An 18,327-nucleotide genomic window follows, 5' to 3' on the forward strand; every position below is an offset into this window, starting at 1 on the left:
AAACCGCAGATTTGCGCATTTTCGTAGCGGTTTGCGCCCGGCCCTTCCCTTCGGCTTTGGCCTTGCCTAACAATGGCGCCACAAGGCCGGGAAAACGGCCGCAGCCGGAGGGGACGGCCGATGCCCAGCATGGATCAGGTGATCAACGCGGTGACGACGCTGCTCGTCACGATCGACCCGCCGGGCCTCGCGCCGATCTTCCTCGGCCTGACGGTCGGCATGAGCCGCGCCCAGCGCAAGCAGGTGGCGCTGAGGGGCTCGATCATCGCCTTCGCGATCCTCGCCGTCTTCGCGCTGACGGGGGCCGGCGTGCTCTCGCTTCTCGGCATATCGATCGGCGCCTTCCGCATCGCCGGCGGCCTGCTGCTCTTCTGGATCGCCTTCGAGATGATCTTCGAGCGGCGCAACGAGCGCAAGGAGAAGACCAGCGAGGTGGCGATCACCCGCGACCACATCCACAACATCGCCGTCTTCCCGCTGGCGCTGCCGCTCATCGCCGGCCCCGGCGCGATCTCGGCCACCATCCTGCTCTCCGGCTCCTTCCCGACGGCGCTGGAGCGCGGGGCGCTGATCGGCGTCATCGCGTTCTGCATCGCCATCCTGTTCCTGGCGCTCGTCATCGCCGAGCGCATCGATCGCCTCCTCGGCGTCACCGGCCGGGCGATCCTGACGCGCCTCCTCGGCGTGATCCTCGCGGCACTTGCCGTGCAGTTCGTCGTCGACGGCGTGCGCTCGGCCTTTTCCCTCTGATTTTCGGCCATTTTTCCCCGCCCCGTAGCCGTGTGCGCCATACCCTGATATATCAGCAGGCGGCATGTCGTTTTTGCGACAGGTTTGAGCACTGATATATCAGAGGCGGGTATCATGACGGAAACCACCGGATCGCAGGCCCACCTCGCCTATCGCGCCCTCGAAGGCCTGATCGTCTCGCTGAAGCTGGAGCCGGGAGCCCTTGTCACGGAAAAGGAGCTGATCGCGCTCTCCGGCCACGGCCGCACGCCGGTGCGCGAGGCGATCCAGAAGCTCGCCTGGCAGGGCCTGATGGAGGTCCGCCCGCGCGCGGGCCTGAGGATCACCGCCATCCGCCCCGGCGATCACGCCGAGGTCATGCAGGCCCGCCGGCGGCTGGAGCCGCTCGCCGCCGAGCTGGTGGCGATCCATGCGGACGAACGCCAGCGCGAGCGGCTCGTCGCCTGCGCCCAGGCGATGACCGCCTGCTCGATCCGTTCCGACATCGAGGGGTTCCTTGCCGCCGACAAGGATTTCGACGGCATCATGGAGGAGGCCTGCCCGAACCGCTTCCTGACCGCGGCGCTTGCCCCGCTCCAGACCCACGCGCGCCGCCTCTGGTTCGCGCGCGCCGACGAGCGGCACATGGACCGCTCGATCGAGTTGCACGTGCGCGTCATCCGCGCCGTCCGCCAGGCCGACGGCCCGGGCGCCGCGGCGGCGATGGCCGAGCTGATGGACGTGCTTGCCGGCTGAGCACGAAAAAGGCGGCCCGAAGGCCGCCGCGATGAACGATCGATATAGCGGAAACGCCCCCTCATCCGCCTGCCGGCACCTTCTCCCCGGCGGGGAGAAGGGGAATGAGGCAGCGCCGCCGTCCCTTCTCCCCTCGGGGAGAAGGTGGCCCGAAGGGCCGGATGAGGGGGACGCCGAAAAGACCGGCGGTCGGCTCAGTCGACGAAGGCGCGTTCGATGACGAATTCGCCCGGCTTGGCGTTCGAGCCCTCGACGAGGCCGGCCTGTTCGAGCAGCGCCTTGGTGTCCTTCAGCATGGCCGAGGAGCCGCAGATCATGCCGCGGTCGACGGCGGGATCGAAGCGCGGCAGGCCGAGGTCCTCGAACATCTTGCCGTCGACGATGAGGTCGGTGATGCGGCCCTGGAACGGATAGTCCTCGCGCGTCACCGTCGCGTAGTGGCGCAGCTTCCCGCCGACGATCTCCGACAGGAACTCGTGGTTCCTGATCTCATCGATCAGGTCGAAGCCGTATTTGAGCTCGGCGACCTCGCGGCAAGTATGCGTCAGGATGACCTCATCGAACTTCTCGTAGGTCTCCGGGTCGCGGATCAGGCTCGCGAAGGGGGCGATGCCCGTGCCGGTCGAGAACATATAGAGACGCTTGCCCGGCGTCAGCGCGTCGAGCACCAGCGTGCCGGTCGGCTTCTTGCGCATCAGCACGGTGTCGCCGGGCTTGATCTGCTGGAGATGCGAGGTGAGCGGCCCGTCCGGCACCTTGATCGAGAAGAATTCCAGCTCGTCGTCCCAGGCGGGGCTGGCGATCGAATAGGCGCGGTAGATCGGCTTGTCGCCGACCATCAGGCCGATCATGGCAAACTCGCCGGAGCGGAAGCGAAAACTTTCCGGGCGCGTCATGCGGAAGCGGAACAGGCGATCCGTGTAATGCTGCACGCTCGTCACCGTCTCGGCGAAAACGCCGGCCGGCACGGTCGCGACAAAATCTTCGGTCTTGGCAGGTGCGTTCATGCTGGGATCGGTCCTGGCTTCTTGTCGACAAGGATTTGACGATAGGCAGATATTACATGTGGAGCGACAAAGGAAGGTATTCCGTTCCAATGCGCTGATTGGCCGCGCAATAGTTTGGCGCAGGCGCATCCTTGCCGCAACGCATGCGGTCTGTCCTTGACAGGCCGCAATCGTAGCGCCGGATTGCGGCCATTCGCGGGCTCAGGCGGCGGGAGAGGCCCGCCGCCGCCAGCTGTAGGAACCGGCCTCCGCCGCGGGCCGCGCCGTCGGCTGGTAATGGTTGTCGATGCCCGGCAGCCGGTTCTCGGCGAGCCGCTTCAGCGCCGTCGGATTGGTGACGGCGAAGCTGTCGATGCCGCAGCGCAACATCAGCGGGATCTGGTCGATCAGCACGTCGCCGACCGCCCTCACCTCGCCGGCGAAGCCGAGCCGCGTGCGCAGGAGCGAGGCATGGCTGAAGGCGCGGCCGTCGTTGAAGGCCGGGAAGGCCACGGCGACGAGCGCCAGCCGGTCGAAATGGCCTTCGAGCCGGCGCACGTCGTCGGCCGGCTGGATCAGCACGCCGAGCCCCGTTTCCTCCGTCCCCGCCACGCGGGCGAGGAAGGCGTCGAGGCCGAGGATCGCCTTCTGGTTGGACCCCGCCGAGGTCTCCTCGGTCTCGACGACCCAGGGATCGTCGGCCACGAATCCGGTTTCGTTCCAGATCTTCGTCATCGCCGCTCTCCTCAGGCCGCTTCGGCCGTCTTGTCGCCGTAGAGCGCGTCCTTGAAGGGCTGCGGCCCGACGCGGCGATAGGCGGCGAGGAAGGTTTCCGACGGATCGAGGCGCAGCCCCAGATAGGTGTCGACGATCACCTCGATCGCGTCCGTCACCTTCTCCGGCTCGAAGCCGCGGCCGATGATCTCGCCGATCGACGTGTTCTCGTCGCCCGAGCCGCCAAGGGTGATCTGGTAGAGCTCGGCTCCCTTCTTCTCCACCCCGAGCAGGCCGATATGGCCGACATGGTGGTGGCCGCAGGCATTGATGCAGCCGGAGATTTTTATCTTCAGCTCGCCGATCTCCGCCTGACGCTCGGGCGAGCCAAAGCGGGTGGATATCTCCTGGGCGACGGGGATCGAGCGGGCATTGGCCAGCGCGCAATAGTCGAGGCCCGGGCAGGCGATGATGTCGGTGATGAGCCCGGCATTGGCCGTCGCCAGCTCCGCCGCGACGAGGCCGCGATAGACGGCTTCCAGATCGGCGAGCGCCACATGCGGCAGGATCAGGTTCTGCTCGTGGCTGACGCGGATCTCGTCGAGCGCATAATCCTCGGCGATGTCGGCGACCGCCTCCATCTGCTCGGAGGTGGCGTCGCCCGGAATGCCGCCGATGGGTTTGAGCGAGATCGTCACCATGCCGTAGTCGGGATGCTTGTGCGGCTGGACGTTCTGGCGCACCCAGTCGGCGAAGGCCGGGTCGGCCTTCTTCCACCCGGCAAGGTTCGCCCAGCCTTCCGCGCGCGCGGGCAGCTCCGGCGGCGCGAAATAGGCGGAGATCGCGGCGATGTCGGCCTCCGGCAGCTTCAGCTCGGTGTTCTTCAGCTCCGCGAACTCGGCCTCGACCTGGCGCGATAGCTCCTCCGCGCCCGTCTCGTGCACCAGGATCTTGATGCGCGCCTTGTACTTGTTGTCGCGCCGGCCGTGCAGGTTGTACACGCGCATGATCGCGGTCGTGTAGGAGAGCAGGTCCTCTTCCGGCAGGAAGTCGCGGATCTTCTTGGCGACCATCGGCGTGCGCCCCTGCCCGCCGCCGACATAGACGGCGAAGCCGATCTCGCCCGCGTCGTTCTTCTTCAGGTGCAGGCCGATGTCGTGGACCTGGATCGCCGCGCGGTCGCGCTCCGCCCCCGTCACCGCGATCTTGAACTTGCGCGGCAGGAAGGAGAATTCCGGATGGACGGAAGACCATTGCCGCAGGATTTCCGCATAGGGGCGCGGGTCGGCGACCTCGTCGGCGGCCGCACCGGCGAAGTGGTCGGCCGTGACGTTGCGGATACAGTTGCCGGAGGTCTGCAGCGCGTGCATCTCGACGGTGGCGAGATCGGCGAGCGCGTCCGGGATCTCGGACAGCTTCGGCCAGTTGAACTGGATGTTCTGGCGCGTGGTGAAATGGCCGTAGCCGCGGTCGTACTTGCGGCCGATATGGGCGAGCATGCGCATCTGCCGTGCGCTCAGCGTGCCGTAGGGGATGGCGATGCGCAGCATGTAGGCGTGGAGCTGCAGGTAGACGCCGTTCATCAGGCGCAGCGGCTTGAAGGCGTCCTCGGCCAGTTCCCCGGCAAGGCGGCGCTCGACCTGGTCGCGGAACTGCTCCACGCGGCCGGCGACAAAGGCATGGTCGAATTCGTCGTAGCGGTACATCGTAATCCTCAGGCCGCAGGCACGGCGGTCGCGGTCAGGCCGGCATAGCCGGCGGCATAGGCAATGGACGGGCCATCGGCGCGGATGCGCTCGCGCATGCGCAAGGGCCTCAGCACACCGTCCACCTCTTCGACGTCGACGACGTTGACGTCAACCACCTTGTTGTCGGCGAAGGCCTGTTTTCCGGTCGCCTCCAGCGCGTCGACGGCCTCCTTGTGGCGGGCGACGAAGGCGGCCTGGAGCGATTCGTTCCAGTTGCCGGCGGCATCCAGCCAGACGGAGATGCCGTCGGAGAGGCGGTTTGCTGTCAGAACCTTGTCGGCCATGTCATGCTCCCAATGCGGCTTCCTCGCGCACCGGCATGCCGGCGGCGAGCGGTACGGAACGGTCGAAATTGGCGCCGGCGACGGCCTCGCCGATAATCACCATCACGGGGCCGTCGAGGTCGTCGCGATGCTCCAGCCCCGGCAGGTCCTTGAGCGTGCCGTGCAGCAGGCGCCGGTCGCGGCGGCTGGCGTTCTCGACGACGGCGACCGTCGTCTCCGCCGGCAGGCCCGCCTCCATCAGCCGTCCGGCGACGGAGGCCGCGACGGTGCGGCCCATGTAGACGGCGACGGTGGCGCCGGAAACGGCAAGCCGCGCCCAGTCGGGCAGCACCGCGCCGGTGAGATCGTGGCCGGTGGTGAAGACCAGCGACGAGGCGACGCCCCTGAGCGTCAGCGGCAGCTCGAAATCGGCGGCCGCCGCGAAGGCCGAGGTGATGCCCGGCACGACCTCGTAGCGGATACCCGCCCGGCGCAGCGCCGCCATCTCCTCGCCGGCCCGGCCGTAGACGAGCGGATCGCCGGATTTCAGCCGCACGACGCGCTTTCCGGACTTGCCGAGCTCCACCAGCAGGTCGTTGATCTCGTCCTGCGACTTGGAATGGCAGCCCTTGCGTTTGCCGACGGAGATGCGCTCGGCGTCGCGCCGACCCATGTCGACGATCGCCTGCGGCACCAGCGCGTCGAAGACGATCGCGTCGGCATCCATCATCACGCGCTGGGCGCGCAGCGTCAGCAGGTCCTCGGCCCCCGGGCCTGCACCGACGAGCCAGACGTGGCCCTCGGCCGCACCCTCGGCATTGAGCAGCCGGTTGGCATTGCGCCGCGCCGCCTCGATGTCGCCGTTGTCGACGGCATCCGCCACCGCGCCGCGGAAGAAGCGCCGCCAGAAGGCGCGCCGGGTGGCGCCGCGCGGCAACACGCGGTCGACGGCGCCGCGATAGCTATCGGCGAGGCTCGCGAGCCGGCCGAGCGAGGGCGAGAGGATCTGGTCGACCTGCGCGCGGATCATCTGCGAGAGGACCGGGCCGGCGCCCTCCGTGCCGATGGCGACGGCGACCGGCGCGCGGTTGACGAGCGCCGGCGTGAAGAAATCGCAACAGTCGGGCTGGTCGACGGCATTGACCGGAATGCCGAGCGCGCGCGCGACGACGGAGATCGCACGGTCGGCCGCCGCATCACCGGTCGCGGCGAAGACGAGCGTCGCGCCGGCGATCGTTTCCGGCGAGAACGGCCGGCGATCGAGCGTCAGGCCTTTTTCCGCGATGAAGCGGGCGAAGGCGGTTTCCGGCTCTTCCGCGACGACGACGATCCGGGCATCGGTGTTGAACAGCAGCCGCGCCTTGGCGAAGGCCTCGTCCCCCCCGCCCACGACGACGACCGTCCTGCCGCTGACGCGGAAGAAGGCGGGAAAGGTCGTGAGCTTCTGGTCGGTCTGAATCATGATGCGGTCCGGTTGAAGTGTGCGCACTATCGCGGAAAGGCGCCAGAGACGAAAGAAACAGGAATCCCCGTGCCCGTGGCGGTGCGTATTGTTTTGCTCGCGCCACCGGCATTTTGAGCATAAGTCACCGGACGCCCGAAACGCCCTTGCCTCGGCGATGCTGCGGCCGCTAAGGAAGGAGCCGGACACGCTCTACCGGGACCTATACATGGATCAGGCCGCCCTCGCCAGCCGCCTACTCGACGTCATCGAGTTCGACATCCTGCCGCTGACGCGCGCGGGCGTCGCCGCCGGCAACAAGGTGTTCGGCGCGGCGATCCTGCGCAAGGCGGACCTGTCGCTGGTGCTGGCCGAGACGAACAACGAGACGGAGAACCCGCTCTGGCACGGCGAGGTCCATACGCTGAAGCGCTTCTACGAGCGGACGGAGCGGCCGGACACGCGCGAGCTTCTGTTCCTGTCGATGCACGAGCCCTGCTCCATGTGCCTCTCCGCCATCACCTGGGCCGGCTTCGACAATTTCCACTACCTGTTCAGCCACGAGGATTCGCGCGACAGTTTTTCCATCCCGCACGACCTGCGCATCCTCAAGGAGGTATTCCGCCTCGATCCCGGCGGCTATGCGAGGACGAACGCCTTCTGGCGCTCCGCCGCCATCGCCGACCTGATCGCCACATCCGACGCGGCGGGGAAGCATGGCCTGAAGCAGCAGGACGCCCGCATCCGCGCGGCCTACGGCGCGCTGTCGGCGACCTACCAGTCCGGCAAGGCCGGCAACAGCATCCCGCTCAACTGAGGGCCGAAGCCATGGAACCGAGCCGCGATATCGGGCGCCTGATCGAGATCATGGCGGCGCTGCGCCAGCCGGAGACCGGCTGCCCCTGGGACGTCGTCCAGACCTTCGAGACGATAAAACCCTATACGATCGAGGAGGCCTACGAGGTCGCCGATGCGATCGAGCGCGCCGACATGGACGATCTCTGCGACGAGCTCGGCGACCTGCTGCTGCAGGTGGTCTTCCACGCCCGGATGGCGGAGGAGCTCGGCGAATTCGACTTCGGCAGCGTCGTCGAGGCCGTCACGCGCAAAATGATCCGACGCCATCCGCATGTCTTCGCCCGCTCGGACGCCGACACGCCGGAGGCCGTGAAGCTGCAATGGGACGCGATCAAGCAGGCGGAGAAGCGCGAGCGCCGGGAGCGGCGCGCCCGCCGCGGCCTGCCCGAGGACGCCGCACGCGGCCATCTCGGCTCCGTGCAGCGCTCCTTCCCGGCGCTGGTCGAGGCCCTGAAGCTGCAGGAGCGCGCGGCCAAGGTCGGTTTCGACTGGTCGGAGCCGGCGCCGATCCTCGACAAGATCGAGGAGGAGATCGGCGAGCTACGCGAGGCGCTCGCCGCCGGCGATCGGGCTGCAGTAGCGGACGAGCTCGGCGACCTGATCTTCGCGCTCGTCAACATCGGCCGCCATGTCGGCGCCGACCCGGAGATGGCGCTGCGTGGCACGAACACGAAATTCCGAAGCCGGTTCAGCTATATAGAAGAGAATCTTGAGAAGTCAGGAGAATCTCTCGAAGGGGCATCGCTGGAGCGGATGGAAGAGCTTTGGCAGGCGGCCAAGGAGATCGAGCGCAGGCTGGCGCGGTAGTCCGTCGGGTTGCGCCCCTCATCCCGCTGCCGCGACCTTCTCCCCGCAAGCGGGGAGAGCGGCCCTGGCGACTGTTCGGGTTCGATGGAACGGCGGACGGATACCCAAGCTCTCCCACGGGCTTCCAGGCCCAAAGGTCATGCGGGTTTCCATCCGCCACCGCAAAGGGAAATACAGACCCTTTCGCGGTGAAAGGGAAGTTACAAAGGGATACGCCGCCCCGTTTTCCGGATTTCAGGAAACCATCCCCACGTTCTCCTTCTCCCCGCTCGCGGGGAGAAGGTACCGGCAGGCGGATGAGGGGCATAGTCGCGTCCCTCGCCTGTCCCGTCACCGTTCCCAGTCCTCGCGCGGCGCCTTCGCGCCGGTGCCGAGGCGGCGGTCGAGCTCGGCGGCCTCGGTCTCGGTAAGGCGAAGCTCCAGGCGGATGCCGCCGTCCTCCAGGTCCTCGCGCGCGTCGACGACAGAATGGTCGTAGACCCAGGGCAGCAGCGGAAGCTTTCCGACCGGCAGGACGACCTCGCGGTCGACCAGCACGCCGGAGAGCCGCTCGTTGATCTCGGCGAGCAGCCGGTCGACGCCCTCGCCCGAGATCGCCGAGACGGCGACGACGTTCTCCGCCCCTTCCGCCTTCTGCACCAGCGCGGCGCGCGCCTCCGGCTCCAGCCGGTCGATCTTGTTCCAGACTTCCAGGATGCGTTCCGCCCCGTCCTTCTCGTCGATGCCGAGATCGGCGAGGATGCGGGTGACGTCGGCCGCCTGCGCGCCGTTGTCGGGGTCCGACATGTCGCGCACGTGCAGGATGAGGTCGGCCTCCAGCACCTCCTCCAGCGTCGCGCGGAAGGCGGCGACGAGATGGGTCGGCAGGTCCGAGATGAAGCCCACCGTGTCCGAGAGGATGACGGTGCGGCCCTGCGGCAGCTTCATGCGCCGCAGAGTCGGGTCGAGCGTGGCGAAGAGCATGTCCTCGGCGAGCACCCCCGCCCCGGTGATGCGGTTGAACAGCGTCGACTTGCCGGCGTTGGTGTAGCCGACCAGCGCCACGATCGGGTGCGGCACCTTCTTGCGCTTGGCGCGGTGGAGCTTGCGGGTGCGGCGCACCTGCTCCAGCTCGCGCTCCAGCCGCACGATCTTCTCCTGCAGCAGCCGGCGGTCGGCCTCGATCTGCGTCTCGCCGGGACCGCCCATGAAGCCCGCACCGCCGCGCTGGCGTTCGAGGTGGGTCCAGCTGCGGACCAGCCGGCCCTTCTGGTAGTTGAGATGGGCGAGCTCGACCTGCAGCGTGCCCTCCTTGGTGGAGGCACGACGGCCGAAGATCTCCAGGATCAGACCCGTCCGGTCGATGACCTTGGCGTTCCATTCCTTCTCGAGGTTGCGCTGCTGCACCGGCGTCAGCGGATGGTCGACGATGACGAGGCCGGCATCGTGCGCGTCGAGCGCCTCGCGGATCTCGGCGATCTTGCCGGTGCCGAGCAGCGTGCCCGGCTTCGGCTGGCTGACGGGCACGACCGCCGCGTGCACGATCGTCAGATCGATGGCGCGGGCGAGCCCGACGGCCTCCTCCAGCCGCGCCTCGTCGGAACGGACGGGCGCTGCCGACGGATCGGCGCGGCCGGCCTTGACGACCGGCGCGATGACGACGGCGCGCATGTCGTCCCGGGGCTTCTCGGCCTCCGGGACGATGGAATCCTTGGCGGATCCGGAACGTGTTTCGGTTTTGCGAATGGGCTTCGTCCCGTCAGGCGCCGCTGTCTTCGGCCTCGAACATCTGCAGGGGCTGGCCCGGCATGATGGTCGAGATCGCGTGCTTGTAGACGAGCTGCGAATGGCCGTCGCGGCGCAGCAGCACGCAGAAATTGTCGAAGGAGGTCACGACCCCCGTCAGCTTCACCCCGTTGATGAGGAAGATCGTCAGCGAAATCTTCTGCTTGCGAACGGTATTGAGAAAAAGGTCCTGCAGGTTTTGAGAACGTTCCGCCATCGCGCCGCTTCTTTCTGATTGCCGGCCTCTTCGACCGGTTGACTGAAATAAATTGCCCCCAGGTCCGGGGAAGCTCCGCCGGGACCGTCGATTCTGGTATCAAATCGCAGTCCTCTCCGCAACGACGAAAACGGTCCGGCGAATTTTCGCCGGTCCGCCGGGGATTCCCTAGAAATACTGGATGCTGACGCGGAAGAGCTGCTCCACGTGCCGCACGGCCGCCGCTTCGGCGAGCAGCACGACCCGGTCCTTCGCCTTGATCTTCGTGCTGCCGTCCGGGCGGATGAAGGCCTTGTCGCGGTAGATCGCGCCGATGCGCACGCCGGCCGGCAGGTGGATCTCGCGCAGCGGCCTGCCGACGAGCGGCGAGGTTTCCAGCGCCTCCGCCTCGATCACCTCGGCGGATCCCTTCTGCACCGCGTAGACCGAGCGGATGCGGCCCTTGCGCACGTGCTGGAGGATGCCGGAGATCGTCGCCGCGCGCGGATTGATGTGCGAATCAATGCCCAGGCTGTGGGTGAAGTCCTGGAAGGTCGGGTCGTTGAGGAGCACGAGGTTCTGCTTGCAGCCGAGGTGCTTGGCCATCACGCCGCCGAGGATGTTGATCTGGTCGTTGTTGGTGAGCGCCACGACGAGGTCGGCGTCCTGGATGTCGGCCTGGAGCAGGATGCGCCGGTCGAGCGCCGAACCGTGCAGCACGACGGCGCCGCGCAGCTTGTCGGCGATCGTCACGGCGCGCTCGCGGTCGCTCTCGATGATCTTCAGCCGGGTGCGCGGCTGGTACTCCTCGATGGTCCGGGCGACGAAATAGCCGATGTTGCCGCCGCCGGCGATGACGATGCGCGCGGCCTCCTGCTCCTCGTGGCCGAACAGCGAGAGCGTGCGGCGCACGTGGTCGCGGTCGCAGACCACATAGGCGAGGTCGCCGGCGTGGAGCTGGTCGGCCGAGCGCGGCACGAAGAGCCGGCCGTTGCTGACGATGCCGGTGACGGTGGCGTTGAGGTCGGGGAAAAGCTCGCTCAGCTGCTTGAGCGGCGTCTCGACGACCGGGCAGTCCTCCAGGCATTCGATCGCCACCATGACGATGCGGTCCTCGGCGAAGCGCACGACGTCGGTCGCGCCGGGAAACGAGATGCGCCGGAGCACCATCTTGCCGACCTCGACCTCGGGCGAGATCGCCACGTCGATCGGGATGTTCTCGCGCGAGAACAGGTCGGAATATTCGGGCGCGAGATAGTTCTGCGCGCGGATGCGGGCGATCTTCGTCGGCACGTTGAAGAGCGAGTGGGCCACCTGGCAGGCGACCATGTTGATCTCGTCGAACAGCGTGACGGCGATGATCATGTCGGCCTGGTCGGCGCCGGCCTTGGCGAGCACGTCGGGATGCGCGCCGTGGCCGACATGGCCCCGCACGTCGAGCGTCTCGGTGATGGCGGCGACGAGCGAGGGCTGCGTGTCGATCACCGACACGTCGTTGCCCTCCTCGGCAAGCCGCTCGGCAATGCCGTAGCCCACGCGCCCGGCGCCGCAGATGATGACCTTCATGCCTCAACCCTCATCCGCCGTCACGCAATTCCGGACGCAAAGCCGCTTCGCACGCCTGCCGGGATTGCTCCGGCCGGACTCGCCGACGTCTTATACGCCAAGCGATTTCAGTTTGCGATGGAGCGCGGAGCGTTCCATGCCGACGAACTCGGCCGTGCGGGAGATGTTGCCGCCGAAGCGGTTGATCTGGGCGACGAGATAGTCGCGCTCGAACATCTCGCGCGCCTCCCGGAGCGGCAGGGTCATGATGTGCTGGTCGCCCTGGGTGGAGATCTTCGGCAGCATGTCGCCGACCTCGGTCGGCAGCATGTCGGCGGTGATCGGCGTGTCGGGGCCATCGCTGCGGGCGAGGATCATCAGCCGCTCGATGTTGTTGCGCAACTGCCGGATGTTGCCCGGCCAGTCATGCGCCTGCAGCACGGCGAGCGCGTCGTCGCCGATCTTGCGGATGCGGATGCCCGCCTGCTCGGCGATCTGGCGCATGAACATGTCGACGAGGAAGGGAATGTCCTCTCGCCGCTCGGCGAGCGGCGGCACGCGCACAGGCACGACGGCGAGCCGGTGGTAGAGGTCCTCGCGGAAGGCGCCCTCGGCGATCAGCCCTTCGAGATTGTAGGCGGTGGACGAGATGATGCGCACGTCCACCTTGACGCGCTTGGAGCCGCCGACGCGCTCGAACTGCTGGTCGACCAGCACGCGCAGGATCTTGTTCTGCGTCTCGCGCGGCATCTCGCCGATTTCATCGAGGTAGAGGATGCCGCCGTGCGCCTCCTCCAGCGCGCCGGTCTTGCGCGGCTGGCCGGAGGTGCCCTCGGTGCCGAACAGCGCGATCTCCATGCGCTCCGGCGTGATCGCAGCCGCGTTGAGCGCGACGAACGGCCCGCCCGCCCGGCTCGACTTGCGGTGGATCATCCGCGCCACCAGCTCCTTGCCGGAACCGGAAGGCCCAAGGATCATGATGCGGCTGTTGGTGGGGGCCACCTTGTCGATGGTCTGGCGCAGCTGCGAGACGGCGACCGAGGTGCCGATCAGCTCGGCCGGGTCGCCCGAGCGCTTCTTCAGCTCCGTCACCTCGCGGCGGAGCTTCGAGTTCTCCAGCGCCCGCTCGGCGATCAGGATCAGCCGGTCGGCCTTGAACGGCTTCTCGATGAAGTCGTAGGCGCCGCGGCGGATCGCCGAGACGGCGGTCTCGATATTGCCGTGGCCGGAGATCATCACCACGGGAAGATCGGGGTGGCGGCTCTTGATCTCGTCGAGCAGCGCGAGGCCGTCGAGCCGGCTGCCCTGCATCCAGATGTCGAGGAAGACGAGCCGCGGCACGCGGTCGCTGATCGCCGCCAGCGCGCTGTCGCTGTCGTGTGCGGTGCGCGTCTCGTGCCCCTCGTCGGACAGGATGCCCGACACGATCTCGCGGATGTCCTCCTCGTCGTCGACAACAAGAATATCAGAGGCCATGGGTCAGTTCCTTGTCTTCAGCATCCGTCTCGCCGGCCGTGTCCTCGAAGGGCAGGATCACGCGGATCATCGCCCCGTGGCCGTTGTCGAAGTCCCGCGGCGCGTCGTGCAGCTCGAGCTGCCCGCCGTGGTCCTCGATGATCTTCTTGACGATGGCGAGCCCGAGCCCGGTGCCCTTCTCGCGCATCGTCATGTAGGGCTCGAGAATCCGGTGGCGGTTCTCGGTCGGCAGCCCCTTGCCGTTGTCGATGACGTCGACGACGAAGCGCCGCCCCTCCTCGTCGCGCCGGGCGCGCACGAGGATCCTCGGCTCGGTGCGGGCCGCCTCCGGCGGCACCGCCTCGATCGCCTCGACGGCGTTCTTGACGAGGTTGCCGAAGGCCTGGCCGAGCATGCGCGCGTCGAACAGGCCGGTGAGCGGCTCCTCGCCGAGGTCCTTCCGGAAGGCGACGTGGTGATTGCCCATCTCGCGCAGGAACACCGCATCCTTGAGGATGCCGCGCAGGTCCGTGCGCTCCTTGGTGGGCTTGGGCATGCGGGCGAAGGAGGAGAACTCGTCGACCATCCGGCCGATGTCCTCCACCTGGCGGACGATCGTGTCCGTACACTGGTCGAAGACGGCCCGGTCCTCCTGGTCGATCTGCTTGCCGTAGCGGCGGCGGATGCGCTCGGCGGAAAGCTGGATCGGCGTCAGCGGGTTCTTGATCTCGTGGGCGATGCGGCGCGCCACGTCGGCCCAGGCGGTGGAGCGCTGGGCGATGACGAGGTCGGTGATGTCGTCGACGGTGATGACGTAGGATTCCTGCGCGTCGCTCGCCTCCTCGCGCGTCACCTGCACGTTGAGGGTGCGCTCCTTGCCGCCCTGCATGATGTTGATCTGCTTGCGGTAATCGTTGCGGTGGCGCGTCGCGCCGTCCGCCAGCACCGCGGCGATCTCGGGCGCCACCTCGGCGAGCGGCCGGCCGACGAGGGACGCCGCGTCGCGGCCGGTCAGGAGCTCGGCCGAGGTGTTGGCGATGGTGATGCGGCCGTCCTCCTCGACGCCGATCACCGCGGCCGTGACGCCGGAGAGCACCGCCTCGATGAAACGGCGGCGGTGGTCCATCTCGTCCTTGGCGTCGATGATCTCCGCCTGCTGGGCGCGGATCTCGGCGATCATCTTGTTGAAGGTGCGCGACAGGTTGCCGACGTCGCCGTCGGCCGTGCGCACCGGCACGCTGACGTCGAGATTGCCCGAGGCGACGCTGTCGGCCGCGCCGATCAGGAGGCGGATCGGCCGGACGATGCGGTCGGCGACGGCGATCGCCGTCCAGATGGCGGCGAGCAGCACGATCAGCGCGAAGCCGAGATAGAGCACGCCGAAGGCGATCTGCAGCGTCGTGCGGCCGGCCTCCAGCGCCCGGTACTCCGCCGTGTTCTCCTCCATCAGGCGCATGGAGCGCATCACTTCCGGGTCGACGGTGCGGATCGTGTAGAGGATCGCGTCGGGGATGTTCTCGAGCTTGATCACCGCGCCGACGAGATTGGTGGTGCCGGGCGGCACCAGCGTCGGCTGGCCGGCCGCGGACGCCTTCAGCGCCTCCTCCGGCAGGGGCGGCAGCGGATCCTCGGTGAGGATGCTCGCCTGCAGGATCGTCGAGCCGTCGGGGCGCAGCAGGAAGGCGCCGAGCATGCCGCGGCCCCTCGCCTGCCGGGTCATCAGCTCGATGAAGCCGGTGCGGTCGAGGCTGTAGAGCTGGCGGTTGCGGTCGAGGTCGTTGGCCATCGACACGGTCTGGCCCTGCAGGTAGCTCGCGTTCTCCAGCACGTAGGCCTGGGCCACGTTGAGCGAGGAGCTGACGATCGACTGGGTGCGGATCGAGAACCAGCGGTCGAGGCCGACGTCGAGGGTGATCGAGGCGAAGATCGCCACCAGCACCGCCGGCGTGATGGCGACGATGGAAAACAGCGCGACGATGCGCACGTGCAGCCGTGCGGCCGCCCTGCCGCGGTTGCGCGCCCTGACGAGCCGGGTGATCTCGCGTCCGATCAGGTAGATGAGGCCGAGGACGAAGATTGCGTTGATCGAGGCCGAGGCGATGACGACGTTGGCCTCGGGCTTGATCGGCGTGAGGCCGAGCAGGATGAAGAGCGAGATGGTGGCCGCCACCAGCGCGCCGCCGGCGAGCACGAGGCCCGGAAGGGCGAAGGACGCCCGCCGGTCGCCGCCGGCAGCCCCGTCGCTTCCGTTTGTCGCAAGGCCCAGGCCCTCTGCCGTCTGCCGCATCCGTTCCCCGCCCGTGCGCCCGACGGCGCCGGCTTTCCCCATATCGTTGCAGGCGCGGCCCGGGCCGCCCGTCTGTCACTCTCAAGCAACAGATTGTGGCCAAAATGCAACGCTGCCGCCGGGGAAGTCAAGCGGAACGGGAACTGCGATAGACGGACACGCCAAGCTCGCGGATTTTCTTGCGCAAGGTGTTGCGGTTGAGGCCGAGCAGGTCGGCCGCCTTGATCTGGTTGCCGCGCGTGGCGGTCAGCGCGGCGAGAATCAGCGGATGTTCGACCTCGGCCAGCACCCGGTCGTAGAGGCCGGAGGGCGGCAGGCCGTCGCCGAAGCTTGCGAAATAGCGGCGCATGTTCTCCTCCACCGCCTGGGCGATGGTGAGCGCGCCGCTGTGGACCGGCGCCTTTTCGATGGCGCTGTCGGGCACGTCCGGGCGCAGCTCCGCCTCGATGATCTCGCGGCTGATCACGTCCTGCGGGTAGAGCGCGGTGAGCCGCCGCACGAGGTTTTCGAGCTCGCGCACGTTGCCCGGCCACGGATAGGTCTTCATCAGCTCCAGCGCCTCCTGGTCGAAGCGCTTGGCGTCGAGCCCCTCCTTCTCGGCCTGCTGCACGAAATGGCGCACGAGATCGGGAATGTCCTCCGCCCGGTCGCGCAGCGGCGGCAGGCGCAGCGGCACGACGTTGAGGCGGTAATAGAGATCTTCCCGGAAAAGCCCCTGGTTGATCGACTGCTTCAGGTCCTTGTTGGTGGCGGCGACGATGCGCACGTCGGTGCGGATCGGCGTGCGGCCGCCGACGGTCGTGTATTCGCCCTGCTGCAGCACGCGCAGCAGGCGCGTCTGCGCGTCCATCGGCATGTCGCCGATCTCGTCGAGGAACAGCGTGCCGCCCTCCGCCTGCTCGAAACGGCCGGTGGAGCGGGTCTGCGCGCCGGTGAAGGCCCCCTTCTCGTGGCCGAACAGCTCCGATTCGATGAGGTCGCGCGGGATCGCCGCCATGTTGATGGCGACGAAGGGGCCGTTGCGGCGCTTGCCGTAGTCGTGCAGCGCCCGCGCCACGAGCTCCTTGCCGGTGCCCGATTCGCCGGTGATCATCAGCGTCAGGTCCGTCTGCATCAGCCGGGCGAGAACGCGGTAGATCTCCTGCATGGCGGCGGAGCGGCCGACGAGCGGCATGCCGTCCTGCGCGTCGTCGTCGAGGCGGGCGGGCTTCTTCTTCGGCTCGGCGAGCGCCCGGCCGACGATGGCGATCAGCTCGGTGAGGTCGAAGGGTTTTGGCAGGTAGTCGTAGGCACCCTTCTCCGAGGCCTTGATCGCCGTCATGAAGGTGTTCTGGGCGCTCATCACCAGCACCGGCAGGTCGGGCCGCGCCTTCTTGATGCGGGGCAGGAGGTCGAAGGCGTTCTCGTCCGGCATCACGACGTCGGTGACGACGATGTCGCCCTCGCCGGCAGCGATCCAGCGCCATAGCGTCGCCGCGTTGGAGGTGATGCGCACGTCGTAGCCGGCGCGGCTCAAGGCCTGGTTCAGCACGGTCCGGATCGCGGCATCGTCGTCGGCGACGAGAACTGTGGCGCCTGTCATCGGATATGTCCTCTGGTCTTCTGGATGTCGTCGTCTTCGCTGACCCCGCGCGAGGCCGGCATCAGCACGCGGAAGGTGGTGCGGCTCCCCTGGCTGTCGCATTCGACGATGCCGCCGTGGTCGCCGATGATCTTGGCGACGAGCGCGAGCCCGAGGCCGGAGCCGTTGGTCTTGGTGGAGATGAACGGGTCGAAGAGATGCGGCAGGAGGTCGGCCGGCACGCCGGGCCCGTTGTCGTGGACGCAGAATTCGAGCGGCAGCGAGATCTTTTCCCGCGTGCCGGCGACCGAGAGGCGGATGCCTGGCCGGTAGGCGGTCGTCAGCAGGATCTCGCCGTCCGGCCGCTCGCCGATCGCCTCCGCCGCGTTCTTGACGAGGTTCAGGAAGACCTGCACGAGCTGGTCGCGGTTGGCGTAGACCGGCGGCAGCGAGGGGTCGTAGAGCTCGGTGATCCGGATCTGGCGGGCGAACCCGGCCTTGGCCACCGCCTTCACGTGGTCGAGCACCGAATGGATGTTGACCGGCACCCGGTCGATCGGCCGCTCGTCGGAGAAGACCTCCATGCGGTCGACGAGCGAGACGATGCGGTCGGTCTCGTCGCAGATGAGGCGCGTCAGCGCGCGGTCCTCGTCCACCACCGCGCTTTCGAGCAGCTGCGCCGCCCCGCGGATGCCGGAGAGCGGGTTCTTGATCTCGTGGGCGAGCATGGAGGCGAGGCCGGTGACGGAGCGGGCCGCGCCGCGATGGGTGAGCTGGCGGTCGATCTTGTCCGCCATCGAGCGCTCCTGGAAGACGACGACCACGGCGCCCGGCGTCGTCGTCACGGGTGCGACGTAGATGTCGACCAGCTTGTCGGCGCCGAGCCGCGGCGAGCTCAGGTCGACGCGATACTCGCTGACCGGCCCGCGCCGCTCGCGCACCTGGTCGACCAGCGTCAGCAGCGGGCTGCCGAATGGAATGAAGGCGTCGATGCGGTGGCGGGCGAGGAAATTGGCGCTTGCGCCGAAGAAGGATTCGGCCTCCCAGTTTGCGAAGGCGACATAGCCGGCCTCGTCCACCATGATGACCGGGTTCTGGATGGCGTTCAGCACCGCCATCGCCAGATCGGCGCCCTGGGCTCCCGCGCTCATGCCGCCCTACCAATGAAATGCGTTTCGACATCTGCCTTTCGGGCACTGTGTTTATGGCCGAGGATG

General features: G+C 67.9%; 16 protein-coding genes. 4 read left to right on the plus strand and 12 right to left on the minus strand.

What is annotated here, in order from left to right:
- Positions 1 to 120 precede the first annotated feature (120 nt).
- Both NNZ72_RS18285 and NNZ72_RS18290 read left to right on the plus strand, forming a co-directional pair.
- A complete protein-coding gene (locus tag NNZ72_RS18285) occupies positions 121 to 750 on the plus strand; it encodes a MarC family protein (RefSeq protein ID WP_257316937.1) in 630 nt (209 codons plus the stop codon).
- Positions 751 to 864: 114 nt separating this feature from the next.
- Positions 865 to 1,485, plus strand: a complete 621-nt coding sequence (locus NNZ72_RS18290) for a GntR family transcriptional regulator (RefSeq protein WP_257316940.1) — start codon at positions 865 to 867, stop codon at positions 1,483 to 1,485.
- Between the two features lie 194 nt (positions 1,486 to 1,679).
- Here NNZ72_RS18290 and NNZ72_RS18295 read toward each other — a convergent pair whose 3' ends face one another.
- The 5 genes from NNZ72_RS18295 to cysG form a co-directional block, all read right to left on the minus strand.
- Positions 1,680 to 2,492 carry a ferredoxin--NADP reductase gene (locus NNZ72_RS18295; protein WP_257316941.1) on the minus strand — a complete coding sequence of 271 codons (813 nt, stop codon included), beginning with the start codon at positions 2,490 to 2,492 and terminating at the stop codon, positions 1,680 to 1,682.
- A 201-nt stretch (positions 2,493 to 2,693) separates the two neighbouring features.
- The gene (locus NNZ72_RS18300) at positions 2,694 to 3,206 is read right to left on the minus strand and encodes a DUF934 domain-containing protein (RefSeq protein WP_257316942.1); all 513 of its coding nucleotides are present in this window, start codon (positions 3,204 to 3,206) and stop codon (positions 2,694 to 2,696) included.
- An 11-nt stretch (positions 3,207 to 3,217) separates the two neighbouring features.
- A complete protein-coding gene (locus NNZ72_RS18305) occupies positions 3,218 to 4,891 on the minus strand; it encodes a nitrite/sulfite reductase (RefSeq protein WP_257316943.1) in 1,674 nt (557 codons plus the stop codon).
- Positions 4,892 to 4,899: 8 nt separating this feature from the next.
- A complete protein-coding gene (locus NNZ72_RS18310) occupies positions 4,900 to 5,217 on the minus strand; it encodes a DUF2849 domain-containing protein (RefSeq protein ID WP_257316944.1) in 318 nt (105 codons plus the stop codon).
- A 1-nt stretch (position 5,218) separates the two neighbouring features.
- A complete protein-coding gene (gene cysG / locus NNZ72_RS18315) occupies positions 5,219 to 6,658 on the minus strand; it encodes a siroheme synthase CysG (protein ID WP_257316945.1) in 1,440 nt (479 codons plus the stop codon).
- 208 nt (positions 6,659 to 6,866) lie between these two features.
- On the opposite strand from cysG, the gene NNZ72_RS18320 reads away from it, so the two are divergent.
- Positions 6,867 to 7,454, plus strand: coding sequence for a tRNA-specific adenosine deaminase (locus NNZ72_RS18320; protein ID WP_257316946.1), 588 nt, complete (start codon positions 6,867 to 6,869; stop codon positions 7,452 to 7,454).
- 11 nt (positions 7,455 to 7,465) lie between these two features.
- Positions 7,466 to 8,302 carry a nucleoside triphosphate pyrophosphohydrolase gene (mazG, locus tag NNZ72_RS18325; RefSeq protein WP_257316947.1) on the plus strand — a complete coding sequence of 279 codons (837 nt, stop codon included), beginning with the start codon at positions 7,466 to 7,468 and terminating at the stop codon, positions 8,300 to 8,302.
- A 330-nt stretch (positions 8,303 to 8,632) separates the two neighbouring features.
- Here the strand turns inward: mazG and hflX are convergent, their stop codons facing one another.
- The 7 genes from hflX to NNZ72_RS18360 form a co-directional block, all read right to left on the minus strand.
- Positions 8,633 to 9,952: a GTPase HflX gene (gene hflX, locus NNZ72_RS18330; protein WP_257316948.1), complete on the minus strand. Its 1,320-nt coding sequence runs from the start codon at positions 9,950 to 9,952 to the stop codon at positions 8,633 to 8,635.
- Positions 9,953 to 10,040: 88 nt separating this feature from the next.
- The gene (gene hfq / locus NNZ72_RS18335) at positions 10,041 to 10,283 is read right to left on the minus strand and encodes an RNA chaperone Hfq (protein WP_257316949.1); all 243 of its coding nucleotides are present in this window, start codon (positions 10,281 to 10,283) and stop codon (positions 10,041 to 10,043) included.
- Between the two features lie 168 nt (positions 10,284 to 10,451).
- Positions 10,452 to 11,828, minus strand: a complete 1,377-nt coding sequence (gene trkA, locus NNZ72_RS18340) for a Trk system potassium transporter TrkA (protein ID WP_257316950.1) — start codon at positions 11,826 to 11,828, stop codon at positions 10,452 to 10,454.
- Positions 11,829 to 11,918: 90 nt separating this feature from the next.
- Positions 11,919 to 13,283, minus strand: a complete 1,365-nt coding sequence (gene ntrX / locus NNZ72_RS18345) for a nitrogen assimilation response regulator NtrX (protein WP_257316951.1) — start codon at positions 13,281 to 13,283, stop codon at positions 11,919 to 11,921.
- The gene (locus NNZ72_RS18350; RefSeq protein WP_257316952.1) at positions 13,273 to 15,549 is read right to left on the minus strand and encodes a sensor histidine kinase NtrY-like; all 2,277 of its coding nucleotides are present in this window, start codon (positions 15,547 to 15,549) and stop codon (positions 13,273 to 13,275) included. Before NNZ72_RS18350 ends, ntrX begins: the two co-directional genes overlap by 11 nt.
- 127 nt (positions 15,550 to 15,676) lie before the next feature.
- Positions 15,677 to 17,131, minus strand: coding sequence for a nitrogen regulation protein NR(I) (ntrC, locus tag NNZ72_RS18355; protein ID WP_257316953.1), 1,455 nt, complete (start codon positions 17,129 to 17,131; stop codon positions 15,677 to 15,679).
- Positions 17,128 to 18,261: a two-component system sensor histidine kinase NtrB gene (locus NNZ72_RS18360; RefSeq protein WP_257316954.1), complete on the minus strand. Its 1,134-nt coding sequence runs from the start codon at positions 18,259 to 18,261 to the stop codon at positions 17,128 to 17,130. The genes ntrC and NNZ72_RS18360 overlap by 4 nt, the downstream gene beginning before the upstream one ends.
- Positions 18,262 to 18,327: the final 66 nt, after the last annotated feature.

The sequence above is a fragment of the Shinella pollutisoli genome, assembly GCF_024609765.1.
Lineage (GTDB): Bacteria > Pseudomonadota > Alphaproteobacteria > Rhizobiales > Rhizobiaceae > Shinella > Shinella pollutisoli.

Bases quoted from the DNA above. Each gene is read 5' to 3' on its own strand.
- NNZ72_RS18285 (WP_257316937.1), top strand. From the start codon at position 121: ATGCCCAGCATGGATCAGGTGATCAACGCGGTGACGACGCTGCTCGTC.
- NNZ72_RS18290 (WP_257316940.1), top strand. From the start codon at position 865: ATGACGGAAACCACCGGATCGCAGGCCCACCTCGCCTATCGCGCCCTC.
- NNZ72_RS18295 (WP_257316941.1), bottom strand. From the start codon at position 2,492: ATGAACGCACCTGCCAAGACCGAAGATTTTGTCGCGACCGTGCCGGCC.
- NNZ72_RS18300 (WP_257316942.1), bottom strand. From the start codon at position 3,206: ATGACGAAGATCTGGAACGAAACCGGATTCGTGGCCGACGATCCCTGG.
- NNZ72_RS18305 (WP_257316943.1), bottom strand. From the start codon at position 4,891: ATGTACCGCTACGACGAATTCGACCATGCCTTTGTCGCCGGCCGCGTG.
- NNZ72_RS18310 (WP_257316944.1), bottom strand. From the start codon at position 5,217: ATGGCCGACAAGGTTCTGACAGCAAACCGCCTCTCCGACGGCATCTCC.
- cysG (WP_257316945.1), bottom strand. From the start codon at position 6,658: ATGATTCAGACCGACCAGAAGCTCACGACCTTTCCCGCCTTCTTCCGC.
- NNZ72_RS18320 (WP_257316946.1), top strand. From the start codon at position 6,867: ATGGATCAGGCCGCCCTCGCCAGCCGCCTACTCGACGTCATCGAGTTC.
- mazG (WP_257316947.1), top strand. From the start codon at position 7,466: ATGGAACCGAGCCGCGATATCGGGCGCCTGATCGAGATCATGGCGGCG.
- hflX (WP_257316948.1), bottom strand. From the start codon at position 9,952: ATGCGCGCCGTCGTCATCGCGCCGGTCGTCAAGGCCGGCCGCGCCGAT.
- hfq (WP_257316949.1), bottom strand. From the start codon at position 10,283: ATGGCGGAACGTTCTCAAAACCTGCAGGACCTTTTTCTCAATACCGTT.
- trkA (WP_257316950.1), bottom strand. From the start codon at position 11,828: ATGAAGGTCATCATCTGCGGCGCCGGGCGCGTGGGCTACGGCATTGCC.
- ntrX (WP_257316951.1), bottom strand. From the start codon at position 13,283: ATGGCCTCTGATATTCTTGTTGTCGACGACGAGGAGGACATCCGCGAG.
- NNZ72_RS18350 (WP_257316952.1), bottom strand. From the start codon at position 15,549: ATGCGGCAGACGGCAGAGGGCCTGGGCCTTGCGACAAACGGAAGCGAC.
- ntrC (WP_257316953.1), bottom strand. From the start codon at position 17,131: ATGACAGGCGCCACAGTTCTCGTCGCCGACGACGATGCCGCGATCCGG.
- NNZ72_RS18360 (WP_257316954.1), bottom strand. From the start codon at position 18,261: ATGAGCGCGGGAGCCCAGGGCGCCGATCTGGCGATGGCGGTGCTGAAC.